The following is a 23122-nucleotide window of genomic DNA, read 5'->3' on the forward strand; positions in this document are numbered from 1 at the left end:
CGAAGCCCTCGAGGCCGTCGGCATTGTCACCGCCTTCCCCATCCAGGAGATGACCCTCCCCGTCGCCCTCTCGGGCTCGGACGTCATCGGCCAGGCCAAGACCGGCACGGGCAAGACCCTCGGCTTCGGCCTGCCGCTCCTGGAGCGCGTCACCGTCCCCGCGGACGTCGAGGCGGGCCGGGCCAGGCCCGAGCAGCTGACCGACGCCCCGCAGGCGCTCGTCGTCGTCCCGACGCGCGAGCTGTGCACGCAGGTCACCAACGACCTGCTGACCGCCGGCAAGGTGCGCAATGTGCGCGTCCTCGCCATATATGGCGGCCGTGCCTACGAGCCCCAGGTCGAGGCCCTGAAGAAGGGCGTCGACGTCGTCGTCGGCACCCCGGGCCGCCTCCTCGACCTCGCCGGGCAGAAGAAGCTCGACCTCTCGCACGTCAAGGCCCTCGTCCTTGACGAGGCCGACGAGATGCTCGACCTGGGCTTCCTGCCCGACGTCGAGAAGATCATCAACCTGCTTCCGGCGAAGCGCCAGACGATGCTGTTCTCGGCGACCATGCCGGGCGCCGTCATCGGCCTCGCCCGCCGCTACATGTCGCAGCCCACGCACATCAACGCCACCTCGCCGGACGACGAGGGCGCGACCGTGCGCAACACCGCGCAGTACGTGTACCGCGCGCACAACATGGACAAGCCGGAGATGGTCGCGCGCATCCTCCAGGCCGAGGGCCGCGGGCTCGCCATGATCTTCTGCCGCACCAAGCGGACCGCCGCCGACATCGCCGAGCAGTTGCAGAAGCGCGGCTTCGCCTCCGGCGCCGTCCACGGCGACCTCGGGCAGGGCGCGCGCGAGCAGGCGCTGCGCGCGTTCCGCAACGGCAAGGTGGACGTGCTCGTCTGCACCGACGTCGCCGCGCGCGGCATCGACGTCGACGGTGTGACACACGTCATCAACTACCAGTCGCCGGAGGACGAGAAGACGTACCTCCACCGCATCGGCCGCACCGGTCGCGCGGGCCGCAAGGGCATCGCGATCACGCTGGTCGACTGGGACGACATCCCGCGCTGGCAGCTCATCAACAAGGCGCTCGACCTGGACTTCAACGACCCGGTCGAGACGTACTCCTCCTCGCCGCACCTCTTCGAGGAGCTGAACATCCCGGCCGGCACCAAGGGTGTCCTGCCGCGCTCCGAGCGCACGCGCGCCGGGCTCGGCGCCGAGGAGATCGAGGACCTGGGCGAGACCGGCGGGCGCGGCGGGTCGCCGCGCGGCCGTGGCGGACGCTCCGGCGACCGGGACCGCGACCGTGACCGTGGTGGTCGCGACCGGGACCGTGAGCAGGAGCGCGAGCGTTCCGCCCGTACGCCGCGTCGTCGGCGCCGGACGCGCAATGGCGAGCCCGTCGCCGCGTCCCCGGAGACGACCGCGGCCCCGGCCGCGTCCGCGCCTGCCGGTGCGCCGGTGACGCCTGCCGCGCAGGACACACCCGAGCCGCGCACGCCGCGCCGCCGTCGGCGCACGCGCGGCGGCGCGCAGACCGCCCCGGCGGTGACTGTCCCGGCCGCCGCGACCGCTCCGGTCGTGGAGACCGAGCCGGCCGTCGAGGCCGAGGCACCGGCCGCGCCGCGTCGCCGTACGCGCAGGAAGGCGGAGACCGTCGTCGAGCAGGCCGCCGCGCCGGCCGTCGAGACGATCGCAACGGAGGCCGTCCCGGCCGAGGTCGCCGCCGAGGCGAAGCCTGCCCGTACGCGGAAGAAGGCGGTTGCCGCCGCGCCGGTCGAGGAGACCGAGGCCCCGGCGCCCAAGCGCACGCGCAAGAAGGCGGTCGCTGCGGCCCCGGTCGAGGAGGTCGTCACCGAGACCGCCGCCCCGAAGCGGACGCGGAAGAAGGCCGTGGCTGCCACGCCCATCGAGGAGACGGTTGCCGAGACCGCCGCCCCGAAGCGCACCCGCAAGAAGGCCGTCGCCGCCGCCCCCGCCGAGGAAGTTGAGGCGCCCGCGCCGAAGCGGACCCGGAAGAAGGCGGTTGCCGCCGCGCCCGTCGAGGAGGCTGTCACCGAGACCGTCGCCCCGAAGCGGACGCGGAAGAAGGCGGTTGCCGCCGCTCCGGTCGAGGAGACCGAGGCCCCGGCGCCCAAGCGCACGCGGAAGAAGGCCGTGGCTGCCGCGCCGGTCGAGGAGACGGTCGCCGAGACCGCCGCCCCGAAGCGCACCCGCAAGAAGGCGGTCGCCGCCGCCCCGGTCGAGGAAGCCGAGACCGCCGCCCCGAAGCGGACCCGCAAGAAGGCTGTTGCCGCCGCCCCCGCGGAGGAAGCCGCCCCCAAGCGGACGCGGAAGAAGGCTGTGGCTGCCGCCCCGGCCGAGGAAGCCGAGGCCCCCGCGCCGAAGCGGACCCGCAAGAAGGCCGTCGCCGCCGCCCCCGCCGAGGAAGCCGCGCCGAAGCGGACCCGCAAGAAGGCAGTGGCCGCCGCCCCGGTCGAGGAGGCCGCTGAGGTGAAGCCCAAGCGGACCCGTAAGAAGGCCGTCGCGCAGAGCCCCGAGGCCTGATCACGCGGCAGCTCCACGAAGGCCCGGTCCCCGAGCGGGGGCCGGGCCTTCGCCGTACCCCTCCGTGCCCGCGCGCTCGATGCCGCGTAATCTCACCGGCATGAGCAGGCCCCCGACCTTCACGCCGCCGCCGGGTACGCGCGCCCACACCCTGCGCACCGCCCGGGGGGATTTCGCCGCGCTCATCGGTGAGCCGGTGTCCGGTGCGGTGCGGGGCACCGCGCTGCTGCTGCCGGGGTTCACCGGCAGCAAGGAGGACTTCATCGCGCTGCACGAGCCGTTGGGCGCGGCGGGCTACCGCACGGTGTCCGTCGACGGCCGGGGCCAGTACGAGACGCCGGGCCCCACGGACGACGAGCGGCCCTACGCGCTGGCCGAGCTGGCGCGGGACGTGCTCGCCCAGGTCGCGACGCTCGGCCCGGCCAGGGTCCATCTGATGGGGCACTCGCTCGGGGGGCTCATCGCCCGCGCCGCGGTCATCGCGGACCCGGCCCCCTTCGCGACGCTGACGCTGATGGCGTCGGGCCCGGCCGCCGTCAGCGAGGCGCAACGGCAGCGGATCGAGCTGTTGCGGGACGCGCTCGCCGCGCTGGGCATGGCCCAGGTGTGGGAGGCCATGCGGGCTCTGGACGCGGCCGAGGACGTGGTGGACGTGCGGGGTGACGAGGACGCCCTGCGGCAGCGCTGGCTGAGCAACAGCCCGGCTCAACTGATCGCCACGGGGCGGCAGTTGCGTACCGAACCGGACCGGGTGGAGGAGCTGGCGGCTGTGGCGCCGCCGGTGCACGTGCTCTCCGGCGAGCGGGACGACGCCTGGCCCGTGCCGCTGCTCGATGACATGGCGCGGCGGTTGAAGGCCGAGCGCACGGTGATCGCGGGCGCCGAGCACTCCCCCAACACCGACCGTCCCGCCGAGACGGCGGCGGCGCTCGCGTCCTTCTGGCACCGCCACCCGGCCGCCTGACCGGCGTCGGCCCGCGCACGCGCTCGTGACAGTGTGCGTCCGCACCCTTACGCTACCGCCAGGTAATTAGGCGCCCGAAAATTTTCTTTAGCGTAGGGAATGTTTGTCAGGGGCAACTCGTTGTCACTTACAGAACGCGGGGCACTCTAGCCACGCAATCCACTCTTAACGGGCAGGCAACCGCCTGGCCGCACCGCGGTAGGAGGCTGTTGTTCCCTCCACCCCGCACTCGTAGTTCTCCTTCAGGAGGATCACCAGACGAAGGGAGAAGCCCTTGCGCTTCGAAATCATGCGACTCGACGACGTCGACGGCACCGCCGTGGACACCACCGTCGTGGACGCCGCCTCCGTCAACCGGATCGTTCAGCAGGCCGCCGCCATAGGGCAGCGCCTCTACATCCGCCCGGCCGAGTCGCCCGCCTCGTAACGGCGCAGCGACGCCTCACACGTCGGAGCCCCCGTACGCACACGGCGTACGGGGGCTTCGGCGTGCGCGCCCGGGATCAGCTGTTCTGGATCACCTGAGTCACGCCGTTGATGATCTGCTGCACGGCGATCGCCGAGAGCATCATGCCCGCGAGCCGGGTCACCAGGACCACGCCGCCGTCCTTGATGATGCGGATGATCACCAGCGAGTAGCGCATGACGAGCCACAGGACCACGTGGATGGCGACGATCGCCGACCAGACGGAGAGCTGCGTGGTGACCGAGTGGGCCTTCTGCACGGCGAGGATCACGGAGACGATCGCGCCCGGCCCGGCGAGCAGGGGCATGCCGAGCGGGACGAGGGCGACGTTGACGTCCTTCGTCTGCTGGGGCTCGTCGTTCTTGCCGGTGAGCAGGTCGAGCGCGATGAGCAGGAGCAGCAGACCGCCCGCGATCATCAGGGCCGGGACCGAGACGTGCAGGTAGTCGAGGATTTGGTGGCCCAGGACACCGAAGACGGCGATGACGCCGAAGGCGACGCAGACGGCCTGGAAGGCCATGCGCTTCTGGACCTTGGCGGGGCGGCCCGCGGTGAGGGCGAGGAAGATCGGGGTGATTCCGGGGGGATCCATGATCACGAAGAGCGTGAGGAAGAGGGATCCGAAGACGGCGACGTCGAACACTGTTGGGCTTGCCTTGCGGGTGTTGAGCGCGGCCGTGGGCACACGCGTGCTGAGCGGGGGGAGGGGGGGAGAAAAGGGGGGGCACGCCCCGGAGGAAGGCGGCGTGACCCCGAAGAAGGGGGCGTCAGGCGCGGTGTCCGCCGGCGCCCGGAACCGGGAAGGCGCCCGTGGCGCGGCGCGTGATCTCCCCGTAGACCTCGGGGTCGGTGGTGTACTCGCCGAGCACACAGGTCTTGCGGCTGCCGTGGTAGTCGGAGGAGCCGGTGGTGAGCAGGCCGGTGTCGGCGGCGAGGCCGCGCAGCCGGTCGCGGGTGGCGGCGTCGTGGTCCATGTGGTCGACCTCGATGCCGTCGAGCCCGGCCGCGGCCAGCTCGGCGACGGCCGACTCGGGGACGGTCCTGCCACGCTTGGCGGCGCCCGGGTGCGCGAGAACAGTGACCCCACCGGCGGCCTTGACCAGGCGGATCGCCTCGAAGGGGTCGGTCTCGTGCTTCTCGACGTACGCGCGGCCGCCGTCGGCCAGCCACTGGGTCGTGAAGGCGTCGGAGACCGTGTCCACGACGCCGAGCTCGACGAGCGCGCTGGCGATGTGCGGGCGGCCGACCGAGCCGTCCCCGGCGATCCGGGCGACCTGCTCCCAGGTGACGGGCACACCGAGGTCGTTCAGCTTGCCGATCATCTTCTTGGCGCGCGGCACGCGGTCGTCGCGGACCAGCTCGCGCTCGGCGAGGAGGTCGGGCTCCTCGGGGTCGAAGAGGTACGCCAGCATGTGCAGGCCCACCCCGTCGAGACGGCAGGAGAGTTCGGCGCCGGTGACCAGGGTCAGGCCGGTCGAGAGCCCGCGCAGTGCGGCGATCGCCTCGGCGTGGCCGCGGGTCGAGTCGTGGTCGGTGAGCGCCACGACGTCCAGACCGGCCGCCGCCGCGTTGCGCACCAGCTCGGCCGGGGTGTCCGTACCGTCGGACGCGGTGGAGTGGGCATGCAGGTCGATGCGCACGGCTGCGTACTCCTCCAGGCTCGGACGGACGGGATCGGGGCCCCCGCTCGTACGAAGGTCCCGTACGCATCTCTCGTACGGGCGTCTCGCGCGGAGGGGGACGCTCCAGGGTAACGGGGATTCGGGACAACCCCGCCCTCACCCGCGTACGCCCCGGCGCCTCACTCCTCCCCCACCTGCTGGAGAATGCGCGGCGACAGCGCCCCGCACGGCAACAGGTCCACCTCCGCGCCCGCGTCCCGCAGGTCGGTGAGGACCAGCTCGTCGTACATCAGGAGGCCGGACTGCTCCGGCCAGACGATGGCCCACAGCCACAGGCCGCGCGCCTCGCCCGCGAAGACGGCGCGGTCCTCGGGGGTGCCCCCGACGAGCCACATCGGGGTCGGCCGCCCCGCCGCGAGGAGCTTGGCCTGCGGCGGCCCCGAGACGTCCATGGAGGGGCCGGGGTCGGGGCCGTCGATGCCCGCGTAGCGCGCGCCGAGCCCGACGCCCAGCTCCTCGGCGACGAGCACCAGCTCCCCCATGCCGCCGAGCGGTCCGGGGCCCGAGCAGGCGACGGCGGTGGCGCGGCCGCCGGTGCGGTCGTCCCCGGCGTTGGCGACCCCGGTGAACAGCCAGCCGACCGGGAGGGGCCACGGCATCCAGACGGGCACCTGGGCGCGGCGCACGACGACGCTGAGGGCCTCGACGCTGGGCGGGATCACGGGCTGCAGCGGGTGTACCGCCCCGTGTGCGTCGCACTGCCAGGAGTCGGCAAAGAGGCCGGGAGCCCTGACCCGGCCACCACACTTCGGGCAACTGGGTTCGCCCCTCATAAGGCCCCACGGTCCTCTCCGTCCCGCGTCGCGTCAAGGACGATCACCCGTCCGGAGGGCGGCGGGCGGGGGCGTTCCGCCGGGTGGCCGGGACCGATATAGGTGTAACTTGCATTGATTAGATCAACTAACTTATTATGTGCATACACCAACGATCAAAGGGCGCCCAGGAGCCACCAAGGAGAACCCGCATGGGCATGAGCCACAGCAGTACGGAAGCCGGCGCCGCGGGAGGCGGCCTCCTGCGACAGCCGAAGGCGGTCTGGGCCACCGCCGGGGCCTCCGTCGTCGCCTTCATGGGCATCGGCCTCGTCGACCCGATCCTGCCGTCGATCGCCAAGGGCCTGGAGGCGACGCCGAGCCAGGTCTCCCTGCTCTTCACCTCCTACTTCCTCATCACCGCCGTCGCGATGCTGGTGACCGGCTTCGTCTCCAGCCGGATCGGCGGCAAGAAGACCCTGCTCGCCGGGCTCGCGCTCGTCGTCGTCTTCGCCGCACTCGCGGGCACCTCGGGATCGGTCGGCGAACTGGTCGGCTTCCGCGCCGGCTGGGGCCTCGGCAACGCGCTCTTCGTCTCGACCGCCCTCGCCGTCATCGTCGGCGCCGCGGCGGGCGGCAGCGCCGCCGCGATCCTGCTCTACGAGTCCGCGCTCGGCCTGGGGATGGCGTGCGGGCCGCTCGTCGGCGCCCTGCTCGGCAACGCGAGCTGGCGCTACCCCTTCTTCGGCACCGCCGTGCTCATGGCCGTCGGCTTCCTGTGCATCACGGCGTTCCTGAGGGAGCAGCCCAAACCCGCGCGGAAGACGTCGATCCTCGACCCGGTCAGGGCGCTCGGCCACGGCGGCCTCGCCTCGGCGGCGATCTCGGCGTTCTTCTACAACTACACGTTCTTCACGGTGCTCGCCTTCACCCCGTTCGTCCTGAACATGACGCCGTACAAGAGCGGCGGTGTCTTCTTCGCGTGGGGTGTGTTGCTCGCGCTGTTCTCGGTCGTCGTCGCGCCGCGCATGCAGGCCCGGTTCGGCTCCCTGAAGGTGCTCGGCGGCTCACTGGTCCTGCTCGCCGCCGACGTGCTCGTCCTCGGCTACGGCGGCCACACGGCCGCCATCGTCTGCACGATCCTGTCCGGCGCCTTCATCGGCGTGAACAACACGGTCTACACGGAGCTGGCGCTCGGCGTCTCCGACGCGCCGCGCCCGGTGGCGAGCGCGGGCTACAACTTCGTGCGCTGGTTCGCCGCCGCTGCCGCCCCGTTCTTCGCCCCGAAGATCGAGGAGTGGACCGACATCCACATCCCGTTCGTGGTCGCGGCCGTCACGGCGGTCATCGGCGCGCTCGTCGTGTGGGTGCGCAGGAACGCCCTCACCCACGAGGTGGAGGAGCTGGAGCCGCGACACGCCACCGAGGACGGCGTCGGCGTCTTCGCTCAGTAAAAAATTCTCAGTCGAGCGACACGGACTTGCGCAGGGGATCGCGCAGGTCCGTCCCGCCGTTCAGCCACTTCTCCTGGAGCGCGGCGGCGCCGTGCACCCGCTTCCAGGCGGCCTCGTTCGGCGTCATCGGCAGCAGCGGCAGGAACCGTACGGGGTCGAGCGGCTCGTCCAGGTCGAGGTCCTCGACCAGACCGCCGGACTCCGCCACGAGCACCGAGGTGAACGGGGCCCCGGGCCACAGCGCCTCGCCCACGTCCAGCGACGCGCCCGGCGCCACGACCAACCCCTCCACCTGCGGGGACGCCGCGAGGACGGCGAGCGGGCGCAGCACCTTGTCCGTGTCGGCGAGCCCGGCGCGGACCGTCAGGACGAGCTCGGCGCGCGGGCCCTTCACCGGGTCGGCGAGGACCGCGGTCGGGTCGGCCATCGGGGACGCCGACATGCCGAGGGTGGCGTACCGCACGAGGCCCTGCTCGGCGTCGGTGAAGCGGAGCACCTCGATCCGGTCCGTGCCGAGGAACGTGACCGCCGCGCGCGCGTCCGGTTCGCCCAGGGCCGTGGTCAGCCGGGCCTCGACCAGCGCAAGAACTTCTGCCATTCCGCGAGCATAGAACTCCCCCGCAATGGGTAAAGAACGGGATCGCTCTCTTCAGGCGGCTGATAGTCTTGGCCGCCGGTCGGAATGGTGCGCGGTGCGCACCCGCCGGGGGCCCTCGGAGCCCTCGCAGAACCGACCCACACACGTCCCCCACGGGGGACCGGCCGGAGGAGGTGGGGCTGTCATGGATCGAAGTCGACCGTGCAGTATCACCCGTTCTTCCGGCCGCTAGGCTCGCACGCCCCCTTCGCAGTCAGCAGATGTCGTCTGCTTCCCGGGCTGCCCGCGTACGCCGGAAGAGCGCTTCGACACCGCCTGATCCCAGAGATCGTCCCGATCTTGTTCTGCATCAGTAAGCGAAGCCGCCCCGACGTCGGTGCGGTGCTCCCCGCTTTGTGGACGTGCAGCGTGTCCGGTTGCCCAGGACGTCCTCATTCCGGGTAGTGCCGATGTTCCGGCCTCCTCGGCGCGGCTCCCGCCCGCGAAGGAGCCTGCCCATGTCGATGATCCGCGACCTGCGTGCCGCCGTCCGCCCCTCGCTGCGCAAGAGCGTGGCCCCGTACGGCAACGAAGCGCGTAATACGTATGACGCCACCCGCGACCCGTCGGCCGCCTCCGCGGTCGTCGACTGCGCGGTCTACCGGGACGGCGCCCGCGTCGAGTCCCCCGCCTGCCTCACCCCGCGCGAGGCGCGCCTCCAGGTCCGCCGCGACGGCGGCTTCGCCTGGATCGGCCTGCACGAGCCGACCGAGGCCGAGTTCGCCGGCATCGCCGCCGAGTTCGGGCTGCACCCGCTCGCCGTGGAGGACGCCGTCCACGCCCACCAGCGGCCCAAGCTGGAGCGGTACGACGACACGCTGTTCACCGTCTTCAAGACCATCCACTACGTCGAGCACGCCGAACTCACCGCCACCAGCGAGGTCGTGGAGAGCGGCGAGGTCATGTGCTTCACCGGACGGGACTTCTTCATCACCGTCCGGCACGGCGGCCAGGGCTCGCTGCGGGCGCTGCGCCACCGCCTCCAGGACGACCCCGAACTGCTCGCCAAGGGGCCGAGCGCCGTCCTTCACGCCATCGCCGACCACGTCGTCGACGGCTACCTCGCCGTCGCCGACGCCATGCAGGACGACATCGACGAGGTCGAGACCGCCGTCTTCTCGCAGACCGGCAAGGGCGCGCCGCGCGGCTCCGACGCGGGCAGCATCTACCAGCTCAAGCGCGAGGTCCTGGAGTTCAAGCGCGCCGTCGCGCCGCTGCGCCGCCCGCTGCAACTGCTCAGCGAGCGGCCCATGCGGCTGATCGACCCGGACATCCAGAAGTACTTCCGCGACGTCGCCGACCACTTGGAGCGCGTGCAGGAGCAGGTCATCGGCTTCGACGAACTGCTCAACTCCATCCTCCAGGCCAACCTCGCGCAGGCATCCGTCGCCCAGAACGAGGACATGCGCAAGATCACCTCGTGGGCGGCGATCGTCGCCGTGCCGACCATGGTGTGCGGCGTGTACGGCATGAACTTCGAGCACATGCCCGAACTGCACTGGCGCTACGGGTATCCGCTCGTCCTGAGCGTCACCGTCGCCGCCTGTTTCGCGATCCACCGCACCCTCAAGCGCAACGGCTGGCTGTAGCTACGCTGACCCGTATGACGACTGAACTGCTCGATGCCGCCCTCGTCGAGGAGGCCACGAAGAAGTCCGGGCTCATCTGGGTGCGGGGCGCCGACGGCCCCGAGCGGGCGCTGTGGCACGTGTGGCACGAGGGCGCGGCGCTCGTCGTCGGCGATGGCCCCGGCGAGCAGCCGCTGCCCGGCCTCGTCGACGGGGGCGCGGCCACCGTCACCGTACGCAGCAAGGACAAGGGCGGGCGGATCGTCGGCTGGCGGGCGAAGGTTCTTGAGCTCGCGCCGGGGGGTGAGGCGTGGGAGGCGGCTGTGGCCGAGCTCAAGGGGAAGCGGCTCAACGCTCCCGACGCGGAGACGATGACTCTGCGGTGGGGGCGGGAGTGCCGGGTCGTGCGGCTCGAACCGGTTCGGGGGGCGGATGTCGTGCCGGCCTCCGACGGGTCTCTGGCCGCTGCTCCGGTGCCGTCCTCCGCTGTCACCCGTAACGCCGTGCCTGCGGGGCTGCCTCGTTTGATCGGGCGGCGGCGCAAGCGCTGAGGTCGCGGGGCTCCGCCCCGGGCCCCGGTCCTCAATCGCCGGACGGGCTCAATTGGTCGGCAACGCCTGGCCGTAGTCCACCGTCTCCGTCTCTTTCGGCTCGGTCAGCGTGAAGTCGCGGCCCCATTCCGTCAGGCGCAGCGTGCCCGCTCCTCCCGCGCGTTCCAGGCGCAGGGGGTACGCCGTGCCCTCCAGGGAGACGTCCAGGGTGCCGCCCGCGCCGTCGTCGCCGGTGAGCTGGATCGTGCGGGTGGAGCCCGCCGTGGAGCGGTCGCCCTTGTCGAGGGTGCCGTGCAGGGTGAGGAGGCCGTCGAGCAGCGTGTCCTTGTCGGTGAAGGTGCTGAGCCGCTTGTACGCGGGGTCGCCCGTCGGCACCTTCACGTACTTGCCGTCGAGCTTCTGGGCCGCCGCCGCGTCCCCGGCGGAGCCCTCCGCGTTGTCCGCGCCGTTGGAGTGCGTCCAGAACTCGGCGCCCGCCTTCAGGTACAGGTGCTCGCCGACCCGCAGCAGCCGGAACGTGCTGCCGCCCGTCGTCACCGAGCCCGTGCCGCCGTCGTCCTTGAGCCGCATGTCGAGCCGGTACGTGCGGCCGCCGCTGACCACCGTGCCCGCGAGCCGGACCGTGGCCGCCGCCTGCGCCGCCTTCACCGTACGGGTCTGGATCTTGGCGGCGTCGAGCTTGCCGACCCCGTTCGTGCCCGCGTCGGGGTCGTCGCCGCCGCAGCCCGCGAGCCCGGCCGCGAGCCCCGTGCACAGCGCGCCCGCCACGAGCGTCCTGCGGGTGCTGCGGCGGCGCGGGGGACGTGCGGTCACGGGCGGGACCACCTCTCGTACGGCATCGGGCTCCACGGCAGTACGGCAGCGTACCTGTGTCATCTGCGGTTACTCGTACGGGACCGTACGGGGCCGGGGCGGTGGACACAAAGGCGTGTTCGACGGGCAGCGGATAGCCTGGCCCCCGGATCGCGCACAGCGGGATGGATCAGTACGAAAGGGTGGTACGAGGAGACATGGCAGCAGTGGCTCCGCGGATCTTTGTCTCCCATCTGTCCGGCATCGCCGTCTTCGATCCGAACGGGGACCAGGTCGGACGCGTGCGCGACCTCGTCGTCATACTGCGCCCCGACCGCCGGCCGCCCCGGCTGCTCGGGCTCGTCGTCGAACTGTCCACGCGCCGCCGCATCTTCCTGCCCATGACGCGGGTGACCGGCATCGAGTCCGGCCAGGTCATCACGACCGGCGTGCTCAACGTGCGGCGCTTCGAGCAGCGGCCCACCGAGCGGCTGATCCTCGGCGAGATGCTCGACCGGCGCGTCCGGCTCGTGGAGAGCGGCGAGGACGTCACCGTGCTCGACATCTCCATCCAGCAACTGCCCGCGCGCCGCGACTGGGAGATCGACAAGGTCTACGTGCGCAAGGGCAAGGGCGGCACCTTCCGGCGCAGGGGCGAGACGCTCACCGTCGACTGGGCCGCCGTCGAGGGCTTCGCGCGCGAGGAGGAGGGGCAGGGCGCCGAGAACCTCCTCGCCACCTTCGAACAACTGCGCCCCGCCGACCTCGCCAACGTCCTGCACCATCTCTCCCCCAAGCGCCGCGCCGAGGTCGCCGCCGCCCTCACCAACGAGCGCCTCGCCGACGTCCTCGAAGAGCTCCCCGAGGACGACCAGATCGAGATCCTCGGCAAGCTCCAGGAGGAACGTGCCGCCGACGTCCTGGAGGAGATGGACCCGGACGACGCCGCCGACCTCCTCGGCGAACTCCCCGAGGCCGACAAGGAGCGCCTGCTCGCCCTCATGCGGCCCGGCGACGCGGCCGACGTGCGGCGCCTCATGGCGTACGAGGACAGGACCGCGGGCGGTCTCATGACGACCGAGCCGATCGTGCTGCGCCCGGACTCCACCGTCGCCGACGCGCTCGCCCGCGTCCGCAACCCCGACCTCTCCCCCGCGCTCGCCGCGCAGGTCTACGTCTGCCGCCCGCCGGACGAGACGCCGACCGGCAAGTACCTCGGCACCATCCACTTCCAGCGGCTGCTGCGCGACCCGCCGTTCACCATGGTCAGCTCGATCCTCGACGAGGACCTCCAGGCCCTGTCACCGGAGGCGGAACTGCCGGAGATCGCCGGGTTCTTCGCCACGTACGACATGGTGGCGGCGCCCGTCGTGGACGAGAGCGGGGCGCTGCTCGGCGCCGTGACCGTCGATGACGTACTGGACCACATGCTCCCCGACGACTGGCGCGAGCAGGAGTTTCACCTTTCGGGGGACGTGAACCACGGTGACTGACGAACGCGAGCGCGACACGCGGGCCCGCATCCGGCTCGACCAGCCGCGGCCGGCGCGCCGCAAGATCCTGCCCGACTACGACCCCGAGGCGTTCGGCCGGCTGTCCGAGCGCATCGCGCGCTTCCTCGGCACCGGCCGGTTCATCGTCTGGATGACGGTGATCATCATCGCCTGGGTCGCCTGGAACGTCTTCGCGCCGCCCTCGCTGCGCTTCGACACCTACCCGTTCATCTTCCTGACCCTGATGCTGTCCCTCCAGGCGTCGTACGCCGCCCCGCTGATCCTGCTCGCGCAGAACCGGCAGGACGACCGCGACCGCGTCAACCTCGAACAGGACCGCAAGCAGAACGAGCGGTCGATCGCCGACACGGAGTATCTGAGCCGCGAGGTGGCGGCCCTGCGCATCGGTCTCGGCGAGGTCGCCACGCGCGACTGGATCCGCTCCGAACTGCAAGACCTCCTCAAGGAGCTGGAGGAGCAGCAGCGAACCGCCGTATTCCCGGTCGAGAACGAGCGCCGACGTGACGTAGACGACCGCTGACGGGCCTTTCCGTGCCCCGGTTACCGCGCCGTACTATCGGGGACATGGCTACGGAAGACGCGGTGCGCGAGGCGCTCGCGACAGTGAACGACCCCGAGATCCAGCGACCCATCACCGAGCTGGGGATGGTCAAATCGGTGGACATCGGTGCGGACGGAGCCGTCGCGGTCACCGTGTACCTGACCGTCTCCGGCTGCCCGATGCGCTCCACGATCGAGACGAACGTGAAGGAGGCCGTCGGCCGCGTCGACGGCGTCACGCGCGTGGACGTCACCCTCGACGTGATGAGCGACGAGCAGCGCAAGGAGCTGGCCGCCGCGCTGCGCGGCGGCACCGCCGAGCGCGAGGTCCCCTTCGCCAAGCCCGGCTCGCTGACCCGGGTCTACGCGGTCGCGTCCGGCAAGGGCGGCGTCGGCAAGTCCTCCGTGACCGTGAACCTGGCGGCGGCGCTCGCCGCCGACGGCCTGAAGGTCGGCGTCGTCGACGCCGACATCTACGGGCACAGCGTCCCGCGCATGCTCGGCGCCGACGGCAAGCCCACCCAGGTCGAGAACATGATCATGCCGCCGTCGGCGAACGGCGTGAAGGTCATCTCCATCGGCATGTTCACCCCGGGCAACGCGCCGGTGGTGTGGCGCGGCCCGATGCTCCACCGCGCCCTCCAGCAGTTCCTCGCGGACGTCTTCTGGGGCGACCTCGACGTCCTCCTGCTCGACCTGCCGCCCGGCACCGGCGACATCGCGATCTCCGTCGCCCAGCTCGTCCCGAACGCCGAGATCCTCGTCGTGACGACCCCGCAGCAGGCCGCCGCCGAGGTCGCCGAGCGGGCCGGCTCCATCGCCGTACAGACCCACCAGAAGATCGTCGGCGTCGTCGAGAACATGTCGGGCCTGCCCTGCCCGCACTGCGGCGAGATGGTCGACGTCTTCGGCACCGGCGGCGGCCAGCTCGTCGCCGACGGCCTGACGAGGACGACCGGCGCGACCGTGCCGGTCCTCGGCTCCATCCCGATCGACGTCCGCCTGCGCGAGGGCGGCGACAACGGCAAGCCGGTGGTCCTGACCGACCCCGACTCCCCGGCCGGATCGGCGCTGCGCGCCATCGCGGGCAAGCTCGGCGGCCGCCAGCGCGGCCTCGCGGGCATGTCGCTCGGGATCACCCCGCGCAACAAGTTCTGACCGCGCTCCGCGCCTGCGAGGAAGGGCGGGCCGCACCTGAACCGGTGCGGCCCGCCCTTCCTCGTACCGTCACGTGTGCACGTGTCAGGCGAGCGCCGAGATGTCCTTGATCACGGAGAAGGCGAGCCCGTACGCGCTCATCCCCCGCCCGTACGCGCCCAGGTGCTCCCCCGCGGGCGTCGAACCGGCGAGCACCCAGCCGTACTCGGACTCGCGGTAGTGGAACGGCGTCGGCACCCCGTCCACCGGCAGCGACAGCGTCGCCCAGTCCGCGGAGTCCAGGTCGTCCGCGAGCACCCAGGCCGTCTCCGTCTGCTGCTCCAGCCAGTCGTCACGCAGGGTGTGGTCCATCTGCGTCGGCCACGTGTACGAGAGCAGTCCAACCCCGGCGAGCCAGGCCGCGGACGAGACGGACGTGGCGTCCAGGGTGCCCGTGCCGTCGGCGCTGCGCCGCGTCGGATGCGCGGCGACGGTCACCACGACCGCGAACCGCTCGGTGTCCTCCGTGCTCTCGCTGCGGACCGAGGGCTCCTCACCGTGCCCGATCGAACCGTGCTCGACGGACCCGTCCGCCGCCATGCCGACCTGCATCAGCCAGCGCGGTCCCGTGAAGGCCTCGTCCAGGCCGTACCAGGGGAAGGGCGCCAGCAGGTAGCCGTCGACCGTGCGCCGGGCCGCGGGGGCGTCCTCGGCCCCCTCGGTGTCCGGCGCCTGCGCGCCCACCCGACTCGTCGTCTCCATGTACCCGGCCGCCTCCTCGCTTCCGTACGGACCGGAGCGGACCGCCCCCCTCGGGCGTGTCTCACGTCCGGTCCGCGCAACAACAAGGCAGGATGCCACACCGGGTCCAGGGGGCCCGGCTTCGACCGGTCCGGTTCAGGTCGCGTCGGCGTCGAACGGCGGACGGTCGTCGGCGGCAGGCTTCGCGGGGCGCTTCTCCAGGTCGGGGCCCTTGCGCATGTCCACGCGGGAGCCGTTCGCGCCGGAGGAGACCGGCGGGGCGGAGTCCTCCAGCTCACCGACGGTGTGCACCGCGTCGGTGACCTCGGCCATCTCCTTCTTCAGGTCGAACCCGTTGCGGATCTCCTTGAGACCCAGCTCGTCGCTGTCCAGCTGCTTGCGGATGAACGTCTTCGGGTTCAGGTCCTCGAACTCGAAGTCCTTGAACTCCGGGCCCAGCTCGTTGCGGATGTCCTGCTTCGCGCTGTCCGAGAACTCACGGATCTTGCGTATGGTGCGCGAGACGTCCTGGATGAGCTTCGGGAGCTTGTCGGGGCCGAAGACGAGGACGGCCAGCACGACGAGCGTCACGACCTCCAGTGGGCCAATGTCGTTGAACACCTTGCACTCCTAGCGTGTCCTCGGCCCGCGGTCGGTCTCAAGCAGCAGGTCTTCGGCTGGTCCGGCATCGAACGGACCGGCTCCACGGTACCCGGCCATGCTGTCCGTCCGGTAGCCACCGGGCTACGGGGAGGATCACGCCGGGTCTCCCCGCGGTGGCCGGTGCGCGGTCAGTCGCCGTCCGCCGAGCCGAGGACGAGGGACACCTTCCGTTCCGTCCCGCCGCGTTCGACCGTCAGGGCCAGCTCGTCCTTCGGGCGGTGGGCGCGGATCTTGACGATCAGCTCCTCGCCGGTGTGCACCCGGACGCCGTCGACCTCCGTGATCACATCGCCGGGCCTGATGCCCGCCCTGGCGCCCGGGCCGCCGGGGCTGACGGCGGAGCCGCCGTCGTTGCCCTTCGTGCCCACGCGGGCGCCGTCGCCCGAGTAGTCCATGTCGAGGGTGACACCGATCACCGGGTGCGTGGCCCTGCCCGTGTTGATGAGCTCCTCGGCCACGCGCTTCGCCTGGTTGATCGGGATGGCGAACCCCAGACCGATCGAGCCGGACTGGCCTCCGTCGAGGTCGGAGCTGCTGTCGGCGGAACGGATCGCGCTGTTGATGCCGATGACACGGGCCCTGGAGTCGACGAGCGGGCCGCCGGAGTTGCCCGGGTTTATGGGCGCGTCGGTCTGGAGGGCGTCGACGTAGCTCACATCGGTCCCGTCGCCCTTCTCGCCGCCCGCCGTGATGGGCCGGTCCTTGGCGCTGATGATGCCCGAGGTGACCGTGTTGGCCAGGTCGAAAGGCGCGCCTATCGCCACGACCGGGTCGCCGACCTGCACGTTCTCCGAGTTGCCCAGGGGCAGCGGCTTGAGGCCGCGGACGTTCGACACCTTGATCACGGCGAGGTCGTAGCCGCTGTCGTGCCCGACCACCTTGGCGTCGGCGCTCTCGCCCCCGGCGAAAGTGACCGATATCCGACCACCGGAACCGGCGGGCTGGACCACGTGGTTGTTGGTGAGGATGTGCCCGCGCCCGTCGAGCACGAACCCGGTGCCGGTGCCCTCCTCCGACGAACCCTTCGTGTGGATCGTGACCACGCCGGGCAGCGCGGCGGCCGCGATCCCGGCGACGCTGCCCGGGGCGCGGTGCGTGGACTCGGCACCGGCCTGCGGCAGCTCGACGTCGGTCCCGCCGTTCCGCTCCAGGTAGGAGCCGAGGGCTCCGCCGACGACACCGGAGACCACGGCGATCAGCACGGCCCCCGTCACCACCGCCCGCCGCGACCGCCTCGGCCGCTCCCCGACGAGCCCCCCGCTCCCCGAAAGCCCGACGGGCCCGGCCCACGGGTCATACCTCTGCCAGGGCCCTCCGGGGGTTCCGTAGGGGTCCGGGGCGGGCTGGTGTGCGGGGTCCTGGGGCGCCGGGTACGAGGGTGCCTCGCCGAGGTGAGGCTGCTCGGGCACGGCCGCGTAGGGCTGGGCGGGGGCCTGCTGCAAGGTTTCGCCCGGGGTGCCCGGGTGGGCCCCGTGCTGCGCGTCGAACGGCGACGCCGTGCCGTGCGGCGGCGTACCCGCGGGATGCTGCACAGGCGGCGCGGGCGCCCAGGGCCCGGGCTCACCATAGGGCGGCGTGCTGTAGGGGTCGGGGTCGTGGAGGGGGCGGGGGGAGGCTTGGGCGGGGGGCATGGGGGCTGATCCGGGGGTGGGGTCGGCGGAGGTGCCCGGGGCCGACGGTGACCCATGCCCCGGGGCGGCACCGCCCCCAGCACCTACCTGCCCCGCGTCAGCGCCAGAATCAACGGATGGCGGCAACCCATACCCCGGACCGGCACCGCGCCCGGCCCCCGCCAGGTCCCCAGCAGGCGGCGCCGAAGCATCCGCGCCCCCAGCAACCGGCGTACCCGTGCTTTCCGGCCCCGGTGAGGAAGGGCCGGGCGGGTGCGGAGCGGGAAGGTGCCAGTCGCCGTCTTCTGTTGTGCCGCCCGTGTTCGGTCGGGGGCGGCTCCACCACTTGGCCTTCGTGGGCTTGCCCTCGTCCATGTCCCGCCGCTCTCCCCACACCTGGCCCGCGGCACGCCGCCACGGACTCCTCCCGTGGATTCAACCAGGTTCCGCGGCCCGGGCGCAGGGGGCGTCAGCGGACCGCGGACGACCGGGAGGAGAGCGTCGGCGAGGAGGCCGCTGCCGTGGCCGAGCCGCTGGGGGCCGGGCGGGGCTCCAGGGCGACCGCCGCCGGAGGCGACGGCGCGGGGGCGACGGGGCGTATCAGCGGTGACATCCGGGCCGCGCCGGACAGCAGCGGCGTCGCGAACGGGTAGCTCGCGCTGTTCACCCGGCCCCCGGGCAGCAGCGGCGCGCTGGCCCGCGCGGGAACGACCGGCGCCGCGAGGGCGCCCCCGCTCTGCCCGAGCAGCGGTGTGAGCGACCGGCGGCGCTGTGCCTCGGACGCGGCGCCGGACGCCTGGCTGCGCAACGGCGTGACATTGCTGTTGGCACCGCTGCCGCGCGGGTCGGGCCGGTCGAGCGGGGCCCCGGCCGTGACCCCGCCGAGGGCGATCGCGGCGAGCGACACCGCCCCGGCCGCCGCGAAGGCGAACCGGCGCCCGCGCGAGGCCCGCTCGCTGTCGTGCCGCTCGGTGCGGCCGACCTCGTGGATGCGGAACCCGCGCTGGCCGGAGCCGGGGAGCACGGCGGCGTGCCCGGCGAACGGCTCCTGGTCTACGGCGTAGACGCCGCCCCCGAGCCCGAGTCCGGGTCCGCTGCCGAAGGCCCGTCCGGTGGCGAAGCCGCCTCCCCCGAACGGTGGTGCCCCACCGTCGCTGTCACCTCCGGCGGGCAGCCCCTGGAGGCGGGCGAGGAAGCTCTCGGATGGCGGCGGCGGGGCCGCCTCGGCAAAGACGCTCTTGAGGCGGCGCTGCGCGTCGGCCTCGGCCTTGCATTTGGCACAGGTCGCCAGGTGGGCGAGGACACGCTCGCGGGCGTCATGGTCCAGCTCACCGTCGACCAGCGCGGCGAGCCGGTCTCCGAGGTGCTGGTCGGCCGCGGTCTGCCCGCGCTCGGCAGGGTTGAGACGTGATCCACTCACGCGGTCGCGCCCCCTGCTCCTAGGACGGGGATCCCTCCCGTGGTCGCGAGCGTGCGGCGCTCGGCGCGCGCCTCGGGCGACCGGTGCTGCAGCGCCTTGCGCAGTTGGGAGCGGCCGCGGTGGATGCGGGAGCGGACCGTGCCCAGCTTCACGCCCAGGGTCGCGGCGATCTCCTCGTAGGAGAGGCCCTCGATGTCGCAGAGGACGACGGCGGCGCGGAACTCGGGCGCGAGGGTGTCGAGCGCCTGCTGGACGTCGGCGTCGAAGTGCGCGTCGTTGAAGACCTGCTGCGGCGACGGCTCGCGGCTGGGCAGCCGCTCGGCGGCGTCGTCCCCGAGGGCGTCGAAGCGGATGCGCTGCTTGCGGCGGACCATGTCCAGGAACAGGTTGGTGGTGATGCGGTGCAGCCAGCCCTCGAACGTGCCGGGCGTGTAGGTCGACAGGGAGCGGAAGACACGGACGAAGACCTCTTGCGTGAGGTCCTCGGCGTCGTGCTGATTGCCCGTCAGGCGGTACGCGAGGCGGTAGACGCGGCCGCTGTGCGTGCTGACGATCTCCTCCCAGGTGGGCGGGGTCCACGCCTGTGATTCCGCGTCAGCGGCAAAGGTCGCGGTCTGCTGCGCGGAGTCGGCGGCGCGGGATCGGTCAGCGGTGTCGGTCACGGATTTCGGCTCACCCGCCGACCTGAGAAGGCGCCGCAGCACCCCTCCCCGATCCACAGGCGCAGCCGCACCTCCCCTGTCGGCTCTGGTGGTGTCCAGTGGAGCCCCTACCATATCCACCTCGCCCGTTAGCTCCGGATAAGCGTTTTTACTCAGATTTGCCGGTCGACTCTCGGCCGTCCGTTTCGCCCGTTTCCCGCCCGTCACTCTCGCCTTGCCCCCCGCTTCGCCCCGCTCTTTTCCCCCGCCCTTTCCAAACGCCCGGTCCCATCTGCGAGTTCCCGGCGCCAACGGATAAAGTCACGCGCAGGCAAGCACGGGCAGGCGCGAACGAGCACACGGCCATGCAGGGGACAGCGGGGACAGGAGAGGGCCATTACCGGCAACCGGCAGACGAGCTGGGCGTTCGCCGACGCCTTTGTCGCCGAGGACGACGCTGTGCGCTGGGCCCGTGACCGGGCCCGCGAGGCAGGTCTTCGCTCGGTGTCCCCCGGCGCGGGTGCCGCGCTGCGGATGCTCGCCGCCACGGTGGAGGCGAAGGCCGTCGCCGAGATCGGTACGGGCACGGGGGTGTCCGGAATCCACCTGTTGCACGGGATGCGTCCCGACGGCGTCCTGACGACGGTCGACCCGGAGCCGGAGCAGCAGCAGTTCGCCCGGCAGGCGTTCCGCGCGGCCGGCTTCGCCGCGAACCGGGCCCGCTTCATCCCCGGGCGCGCCCTCGACGTCCTGCCGCGCCTCGCGGACAGCGGCTACGACCTGGTCTTCTGCGACGGCGACCGCATGGAGAGCCTGGACTACCTCGCTGAATCGTTGCGGCTGCTGCGCCCGGGCGGTCTGGTCTGTTTCGAGGGTGTCTTCGCGGACGGGCGGACCGTGGACTCGGGTCCGCAGCCGGTGGAGGTGGTGCGGCTGCGGGAGCTGTTGCGCGCCGTGCGCGAGAGCCCTGACCTCGTCTCGTCCCTGCTGCCGGTCGGCGACGGGCTGCTCTGCGCGGTCAAGCGCTGACACGCGTAGCCCATCGGTGTTGTCCAACAGACGACTGCCCCGGCACCGAGTGTGTGCCGGGGCAGTCGAAAAGGTATGGTCGCTTCCGCGTCAGCCGACGACCTTCTTCAGGGCGTCGCCGAGGGCATCGGCCTCGTCCGGCGTCAGCTCGACCACGAGCCGACCGCCGCCTTCGAGCGGAACGCGCATGACGATGCCCCGCCCCTCCTTTGTCACCTCGAGCGGGCCGTCACCCGTCCGCGGCTTCATGGCCGCCATGCTCGTTCCCCTTCCTGAAACCAGCTCATCGTCAGCCGACGGCCCTCTGGACGGGCACACGTCACCGGCATCGAACACATTGCTCCAGGCCATTATCCCGCATCGCGGAGCCCGATGACCAACATCGGTCGGCATCGCTTGCGCAACGCGCTTGAGCAAAACCACTCATTTCGGCGATGTGGCTGCGATACTGCGCCGCTCACGTGCCCGTCCCGTGAGGAATTTGTTTGACGCAGGTCACATACCGGGGCCGTTCCGCATGCCGAGATCTCCGTCATGCTGAGCACGGACATCTGAGCAACCGCATAGTGGACCGCACCGCAGGAGGAGCGTCATGGCCGACACCGTGCTCTACGAGGTGAGCGACGGGCTCGCGACGATCACGCTGAACCGCCCCGAGGCGATGAACGCGATGAACACCGAGGCCAAGGTCGCCCTCCGCGACGCGGTGCAGGCGGCCGCCACGGACGAGGCGGTGCGGGCGGTGCTGCTCACGGCGGCCGGGGACCGCGCGTTCTGCGTCGGGCAGGACCTCAAGGAGCACGTGACGACCCTGGTCGAGGACCGCAAGGCCGGCTCGGGGCAGACCATGAGCACCGTGCGGGAGCACTACAACCCGATCGTGCGGGCGCTGACCGGGATGGCGAAGCCGGTGGTGGCCGCGGTGAACGGGGTCGCGGCGGGCGCCGGGTTCGGCTTCGCCCTCTGCGCGGACTACCGGATCGTCGCGGACACGGCGTCGTTCAACACCTCGTTCGCGGGCGTCGCCCTGACCGCGGACTCCGGCGTCTCCTGGACGCTACCGCGGCTCGTCGGCCCGGGGCGCGCGATGGATCTGCTGCTGTTCCCGCGCACGATCTCGGCGCAGGAGGCGTTCGAGATCGGCGCCGTGCACAGAATCGTGCCCGCCGGTGAACTGGCGGAGACGGCCCGCAAGCTGGCGCTCATGCTCGCCGCCGGGCCGACCGTCGCCTATGCCGCGCTCAAGGAGTCGGTGGCCTTCGGCGCGGACCACTCCCTGGACGAGACGCTGGAGAAGGAGGACGAGCTGCAGACGCGGGCCGGGGAGTCCGAGGACCACGCCATCGCCGTCCAGGCGTTCATCGCCAAGGAGAAGCCGAACTACCTGGGGCGCTGAGCCGCACTCACGCGGGCGTGCGGGCGACGCAGTCCGCCAGGTGGTCGTTGACCAGGCCGCACGCCTGCATGAGCGCGTACGCCGTCGTCGGGCCGACGAAGCGCAGGCCGCGCTTCTTGAGCGCCTTGGACAGCGCCGTCGACTCGTCGGTGATCGCCGGTACGTCGGTCAGCGCCCGCGGCGCCGGGCGTGTGGCCGGGTCCGGGGCGTGGGACCAGATCAGCTCGTCCAGCTCGCCGGGGGCCCAGTGGGCGAGCACGCGCGCGTTGGCGAGCGTCGCGTCGACCTTCGCCTTGTTGCGGATGATGCCGGGGTCGGCGAGGAGGCGCTCGCGGTCGGCGTCCGTGAAGGCCGCCACCTCCGCGATCTTGAAGTGGGAGAAGGCGGTACGGAAGGTCTCGCGGCGGCGCAGGATCGTGATCCAGGACAGGCCCGACTGGAACGCCTCCAGGGACAGCCGCTCGAACAGCGCGTCGTCGCCGTGGACGGGGCGGCCCCACTCCTCGTCGTGGTACGTGATGTAGTCCGGCGTCGACAGGCCCCAGGGGCAGCGCGGTGCGCCGTCGGGGCCGGGGATCGCCCCGCTGGTCGGCTCGCTCACTTCAGACCCTCCCCGGTCTCGCTCTGGTGGCCGCCGGGCGGCGCGAAGCCCAGGCCGTGCCCCGGCCCCTGGTCGGCGGGGCGCCCCGCCCGCGCGTGCGCGGCGGCGAGGGCGGACTCCAGCTCGGAGATACGGGCGTCACGCTCGGCCAGCTCCGCCCCGAGGCGGTTCAGCGCGTCGTCGACCTCGGCCATGCGGTAGCCGCGCACAGCCACGGGAAGGCGCAGCTCCTCGACGTCGGCGCGGGCCAGCGGGCGGTCCTGGGGCAGCGGGTCGGCGTAGAACTGGGGCGGTTCCTCGGGCAGGGCGCCCCCGTCCCCCCCGCCGAGGACCGCGAGCGTCACCGCCGCGACCACCACGACGAGCGCGGCGACCAGAAACAAGAACATGACCATCGCTGCCGTCCCCTGGGCTCGACCGGG

Annotated in this window: 24 protein-coding genes; 11 read left to right on the forward strand and 13 right to left on the reverse strand. The window is 72.1% G+C overall.

Going from position 1 to position 23122, the window contains the following annotated elements; all coding sequences use genetic code 11:
• The first annotated feature begins 49 nt into the window (after positions 1–49).
• The 3 genes from ABZ877_RS05120 (at position 50) to ABZ877_RS05130 (ending at position 3933) form a co-directional block, all read left to right on the forward strand.
• On the forward strand, positions 50–2542 hold the full coding sequence (locus ABZ877_RS05120; protein ID WP_361064510.1) for a DEAD/DEAH box helicase: 2493 nt from the start codon (positions 50–52) through the stop codon (positions 2540–2542).
• Positions 2543–2642: 100 nt separating this feature from the next.
• Positions 2643–3506 carry an alpha/beta hydrolase gene (locus ABZ877_RS05125; RefSeq protein WP_361064513.1) on the forward strand — a complete coding sequence of 288 codons (864 nt, stop codon included), beginning with the start codon at positions 2643–2645 and terminating at the stop codon, positions 3504–3506.
• A gap of 274 nt (positions 3507–3780) precedes the next feature.
• Positions 3781–3933 carry a hypothetical protein gene (locus ABZ877_RS05130; protein ID WP_361064517.1) on the forward strand — a complete coding sequence of 51 codons (153 nt, stop codon included), beginning with the start codon at positions 3781–3783 and terminating at the stop codon, positions 3931–3933.
• Positions 3934–4009: 76 nt separating this feature from the next.
• On the opposite strand, the gene ABZ877_RS05135 is transcribed toward ABZ877_RS05130, so the two are convergent.
• From ABZ877_RS05135 to ABZ877_RS05145, 3 genes are all read right to left on the reverse strand, one after another.
• Positions 4010–4615, reverse strand: a complete 606-nt coding sequence (locus ABZ877_RS05135; protein ID WP_361064520.1) for a MarC family protein — start codon at positions 4613–4615, stop codon at positions 4010–4012.
• A 124-nt stretch (positions 4616–4739) separates the two neighbouring features.
• A complete protein-coding gene (locus ABZ877_RS05140; RefSeq protein ID WP_361064523.1) occupies positions 4740–5612 on the reverse strand; it encodes a PHP domain-containing protein in 873 nt (290 codons plus the stop codon).
• A 161-nt stretch (positions 5613–5773) separates the two neighbouring features.
• Positions 5774–6427: a DUF6758 family protein gene (locus ABZ877_RS05145; protein WP_361064526.1), complete on the reverse strand. Its 654-nt coding sequence runs from the start codon at positions 6425–6427 to the stop codon at positions 5774–5776.
• Between the two features lie 197 nt (positions 6428–6624).
• Between ABZ877_RS05145 and ABZ877_RS05150 the strand changes: the two genes are divergently transcribed.
• Positions 6625–7860: an MFS transporter gene (locus ABZ877_RS05150; protein WP_361064529.1), complete on the forward strand. Its 1236-nt coding sequence runs from the start codon at positions 6625–6627 to the stop codon at positions 7858–7860.
• 7 nt (positions 7861–7867) lie between these two features.
• Here ABZ877_RS05150 and ABZ877_RS05155 read toward each other — a convergent pair whose 3' ends face one another.
• On the reverse strand, positions 7868–8458 hold the full coding sequence (locus tag ABZ877_RS05155; protein WP_361064532.1) for a suppressor of fused domain protein: 591 nt from the start codon (positions 8456–8458) through the stop codon (positions 7868–7870).
• A 497-nt stretch (positions 8459–8955) separates the two neighbouring features.
• Between ABZ877_RS05155 and ABZ877_RS05160 the strand changes: the two genes are divergently transcribed.
• Positions 8956–10086: a magnesium and cobalt transport protein CorA gene (locus tag ABZ877_RS05160; RefSeq protein WP_361064535.1), complete on the forward strand. Its 1131-nt coding sequence runs from the start codon at positions 8956–8958 to the stop codon at positions 10084–10086.
• Between the two features lie 14 nt (positions 10087–10100).
• Positions 10101–10616, forward strand: coding sequence for a hypothetical protein (locus tag ABZ877_RS05165; RefSeq protein WP_361064538.1), 516 nt, complete (start codon positions 10101–10103; stop codon positions 10614–10616).
• A gap of 48 nt (positions 10617–10664) precedes the next feature.
• On the opposite strand, the gene ABZ877_RS05170 is transcribed toward ABZ877_RS05165, so the two are convergent.
• Entirely contained in the window at positions 10665–11384 is a 720-nt protein-coding gene (locus ABZ877_RS05170; protein ID WP_361064777.1) for a hypothetical protein, read from the reverse strand.
• A gap of 242 nt (positions 11385–11626) precedes the next feature.
• Between ABZ877_RS05170 and ABZ877_RS05175 the strand changes: the two genes are divergently transcribed.
• From ABZ877_RS05175 to ABZ877_RS05185, 3 genes are read left to right on the forward strand one after another with little or no spacing between them, the layout of a single operon-like run.
• The gene (locus ABZ877_RS05175; protein WP_361064541.1) at positions 11627–12901 is read left to right on the forward strand and encodes a CBS domain-containing protein; all 1275 of its coding nucleotides are present in this window, start codon (positions 11627–11629) and stop codon (positions 12899–12901) included.
• Positions 12894–13442 carry a DUF1003 domain-containing protein gene (locus tag ABZ877_RS05180; RefSeq protein ID WP_361064544.1) on the forward strand — a complete coding sequence of 183 codons (549 nt, stop codon included), beginning with the start codon at positions 12894–12896 and terminating at the stop codon, positions 13440–13442. The genes ABZ877_RS05175 and ABZ877_RS05180 overlap by 8 nt, the downstream gene beginning before the upstream one ends.
• Before the next feature lie 44 nt (positions 13443–13486).
• Positions 13487–14620, forward strand: coding sequence for an Mrp/NBP35 family ATP-binding protein (locus ABZ877_RS05185; protein WP_361064547.1), 1134 nt, complete (start codon positions 13487–13489; stop codon positions 14618–14620).
• An 84-nt stretch (positions 14621–14704) separates the two neighbouring features.
• Here the strand turns inward: ABZ877_RS05185 and ABZ877_RS05190 are convergent, their stop codons facing one another.
• From ABZ877_RS05190 to sigE, 5 genes are all read right to left on the reverse strand, one after another.
• The gene (locus ABZ877_RS05190) at positions 14705–15361 is read right to left on the reverse strand and encodes a hypothetical protein (protein ID WP_361064550.1); all 657 of its coding nucleotides are present in this window, start codon (positions 15359–15361) and stop codon (positions 14705–14707) included.
• 135 nt (positions 15362–15496) lie between these two features.
• Positions 15497–15961, reverse strand: coding sequence for a sec-independent translocase (locus tag ABZ877_RS05195; protein ID WP_361064553.1), 465 nt, complete (start codon positions 15959–15961; stop codon positions 15497–15499).
• Between the two features lie 170 nt (positions 15962–16131).
• Positions 16132–17988, reverse strand: coding sequence for a trypsin-like peptidase domain-containing protein (locus ABZ877_RS05200; RefSeq protein ID WP_361064556.1), 1857 nt, complete (start codon positions 17986–17988; stop codon positions 16132–16134).
• A gap of 94 nt (positions 17989–18082) precedes the next feature.
• Positions 18083–19033, reverse strand: a complete 951-nt coding sequence (locus ABZ877_RS05205; RefSeq protein ID WP_361064559.1) for a zf-HC2 domain-containing protein — start codon at positions 19031–19033, stop codon at positions 18083–18085.
• Complete coding sequence (gene sigE, locus ABZ877_RS05210) at positions 19030–19809, reverse strand: RNA polymerase sigma factor SigE (protein WP_361064562.1); 780 nt, start codon at positions 19807–19809, stop codon at positions 19030–19032. The genes ABZ877_RS05205 and sigE overlap by 4 nt, the downstream gene beginning before the upstream one ends.
• 261 nt (positions 19810–20070) lie before the next feature.
• Here sigE and ABZ877_RS05215 point away from each other — a divergent pair, with 261 nt between their 5' ends.
• Entirely contained in the window at positions 20071–20703 is a 633-nt protein-coding gene (locus tag ABZ877_RS05215) for an O-methyltransferase (RefSeq protein ID WP_361064780.1), read from the forward strand.
• Positions 20704–20793: 90 nt separating this feature from the next.
• Here the strand turns inward: ABZ877_RS05215 and ABZ877_RS05220 are convergent, their stop codons facing one another.
• Positions 20794–20961, reverse strand: coding sequence for a DUF3117 domain-containing protein (locus ABZ877_RS05220; RefSeq protein WP_003966491.1), 168 nt, complete (start codon positions 20959–20961; stop codon positions 20794–20796).
• 334 nt (positions 20962–21295) lie between these two features.
• On the opposite strand from ABZ877_RS05220, the gene ABZ877_RS05225 reads away from it, so the two are divergent.
• Positions 21296–22099: an enoyl-CoA hydratase-related protein gene (locus ABZ877_RS05225; RefSeq protein ID WP_361064565.1), complete on the forward strand. Its 804-nt coding sequence runs from the start codon at positions 21296–21298 to the stop codon at positions 22097–22099.
• A gap of 7 nt (positions 22100–22106) precedes the next feature.
• Here ABZ877_RS05225 and ABZ877_RS05230 read toward each other — a convergent pair whose 3' ends face one another.
• Together ABZ877_RS05230 and ABZ877_RS05235 are read right to left on the reverse strand one after the other, a co-directional pair.
• Entirely contained in the window at positions 22107–22700 is a 594-nt protein-coding gene (locus tag ABZ877_RS05230; protein ID WP_361064568.1) for a DNA-3-methyladenine glycosylase I, read from the reverse strand.
• Positions 22697–23095: a DivIVA domain-containing protein gene (locus tag ABZ877_RS05235; RefSeq protein WP_361064571.1), complete on the reverse strand. Its 399-nt coding sequence runs from the start codon at positions 23093–23095 to the stop codon at positions 22697–22699. The genes ABZ877_RS05230 and ABZ877_RS05235 overlap by 4 nt, the downstream gene beginning before the upstream one ends.
• Positions 23096–23122: the final 27 nt, after the last annotated feature.

It is taken from the genome of Streptomyces sp. NPDC046939 (genome assembly GCF_040644575.1).
Lineage (GTDB): Bacteria > Actinomycetota > Actinomycetes > Streptomycetales > Streptomycetaceae > Streptomyces.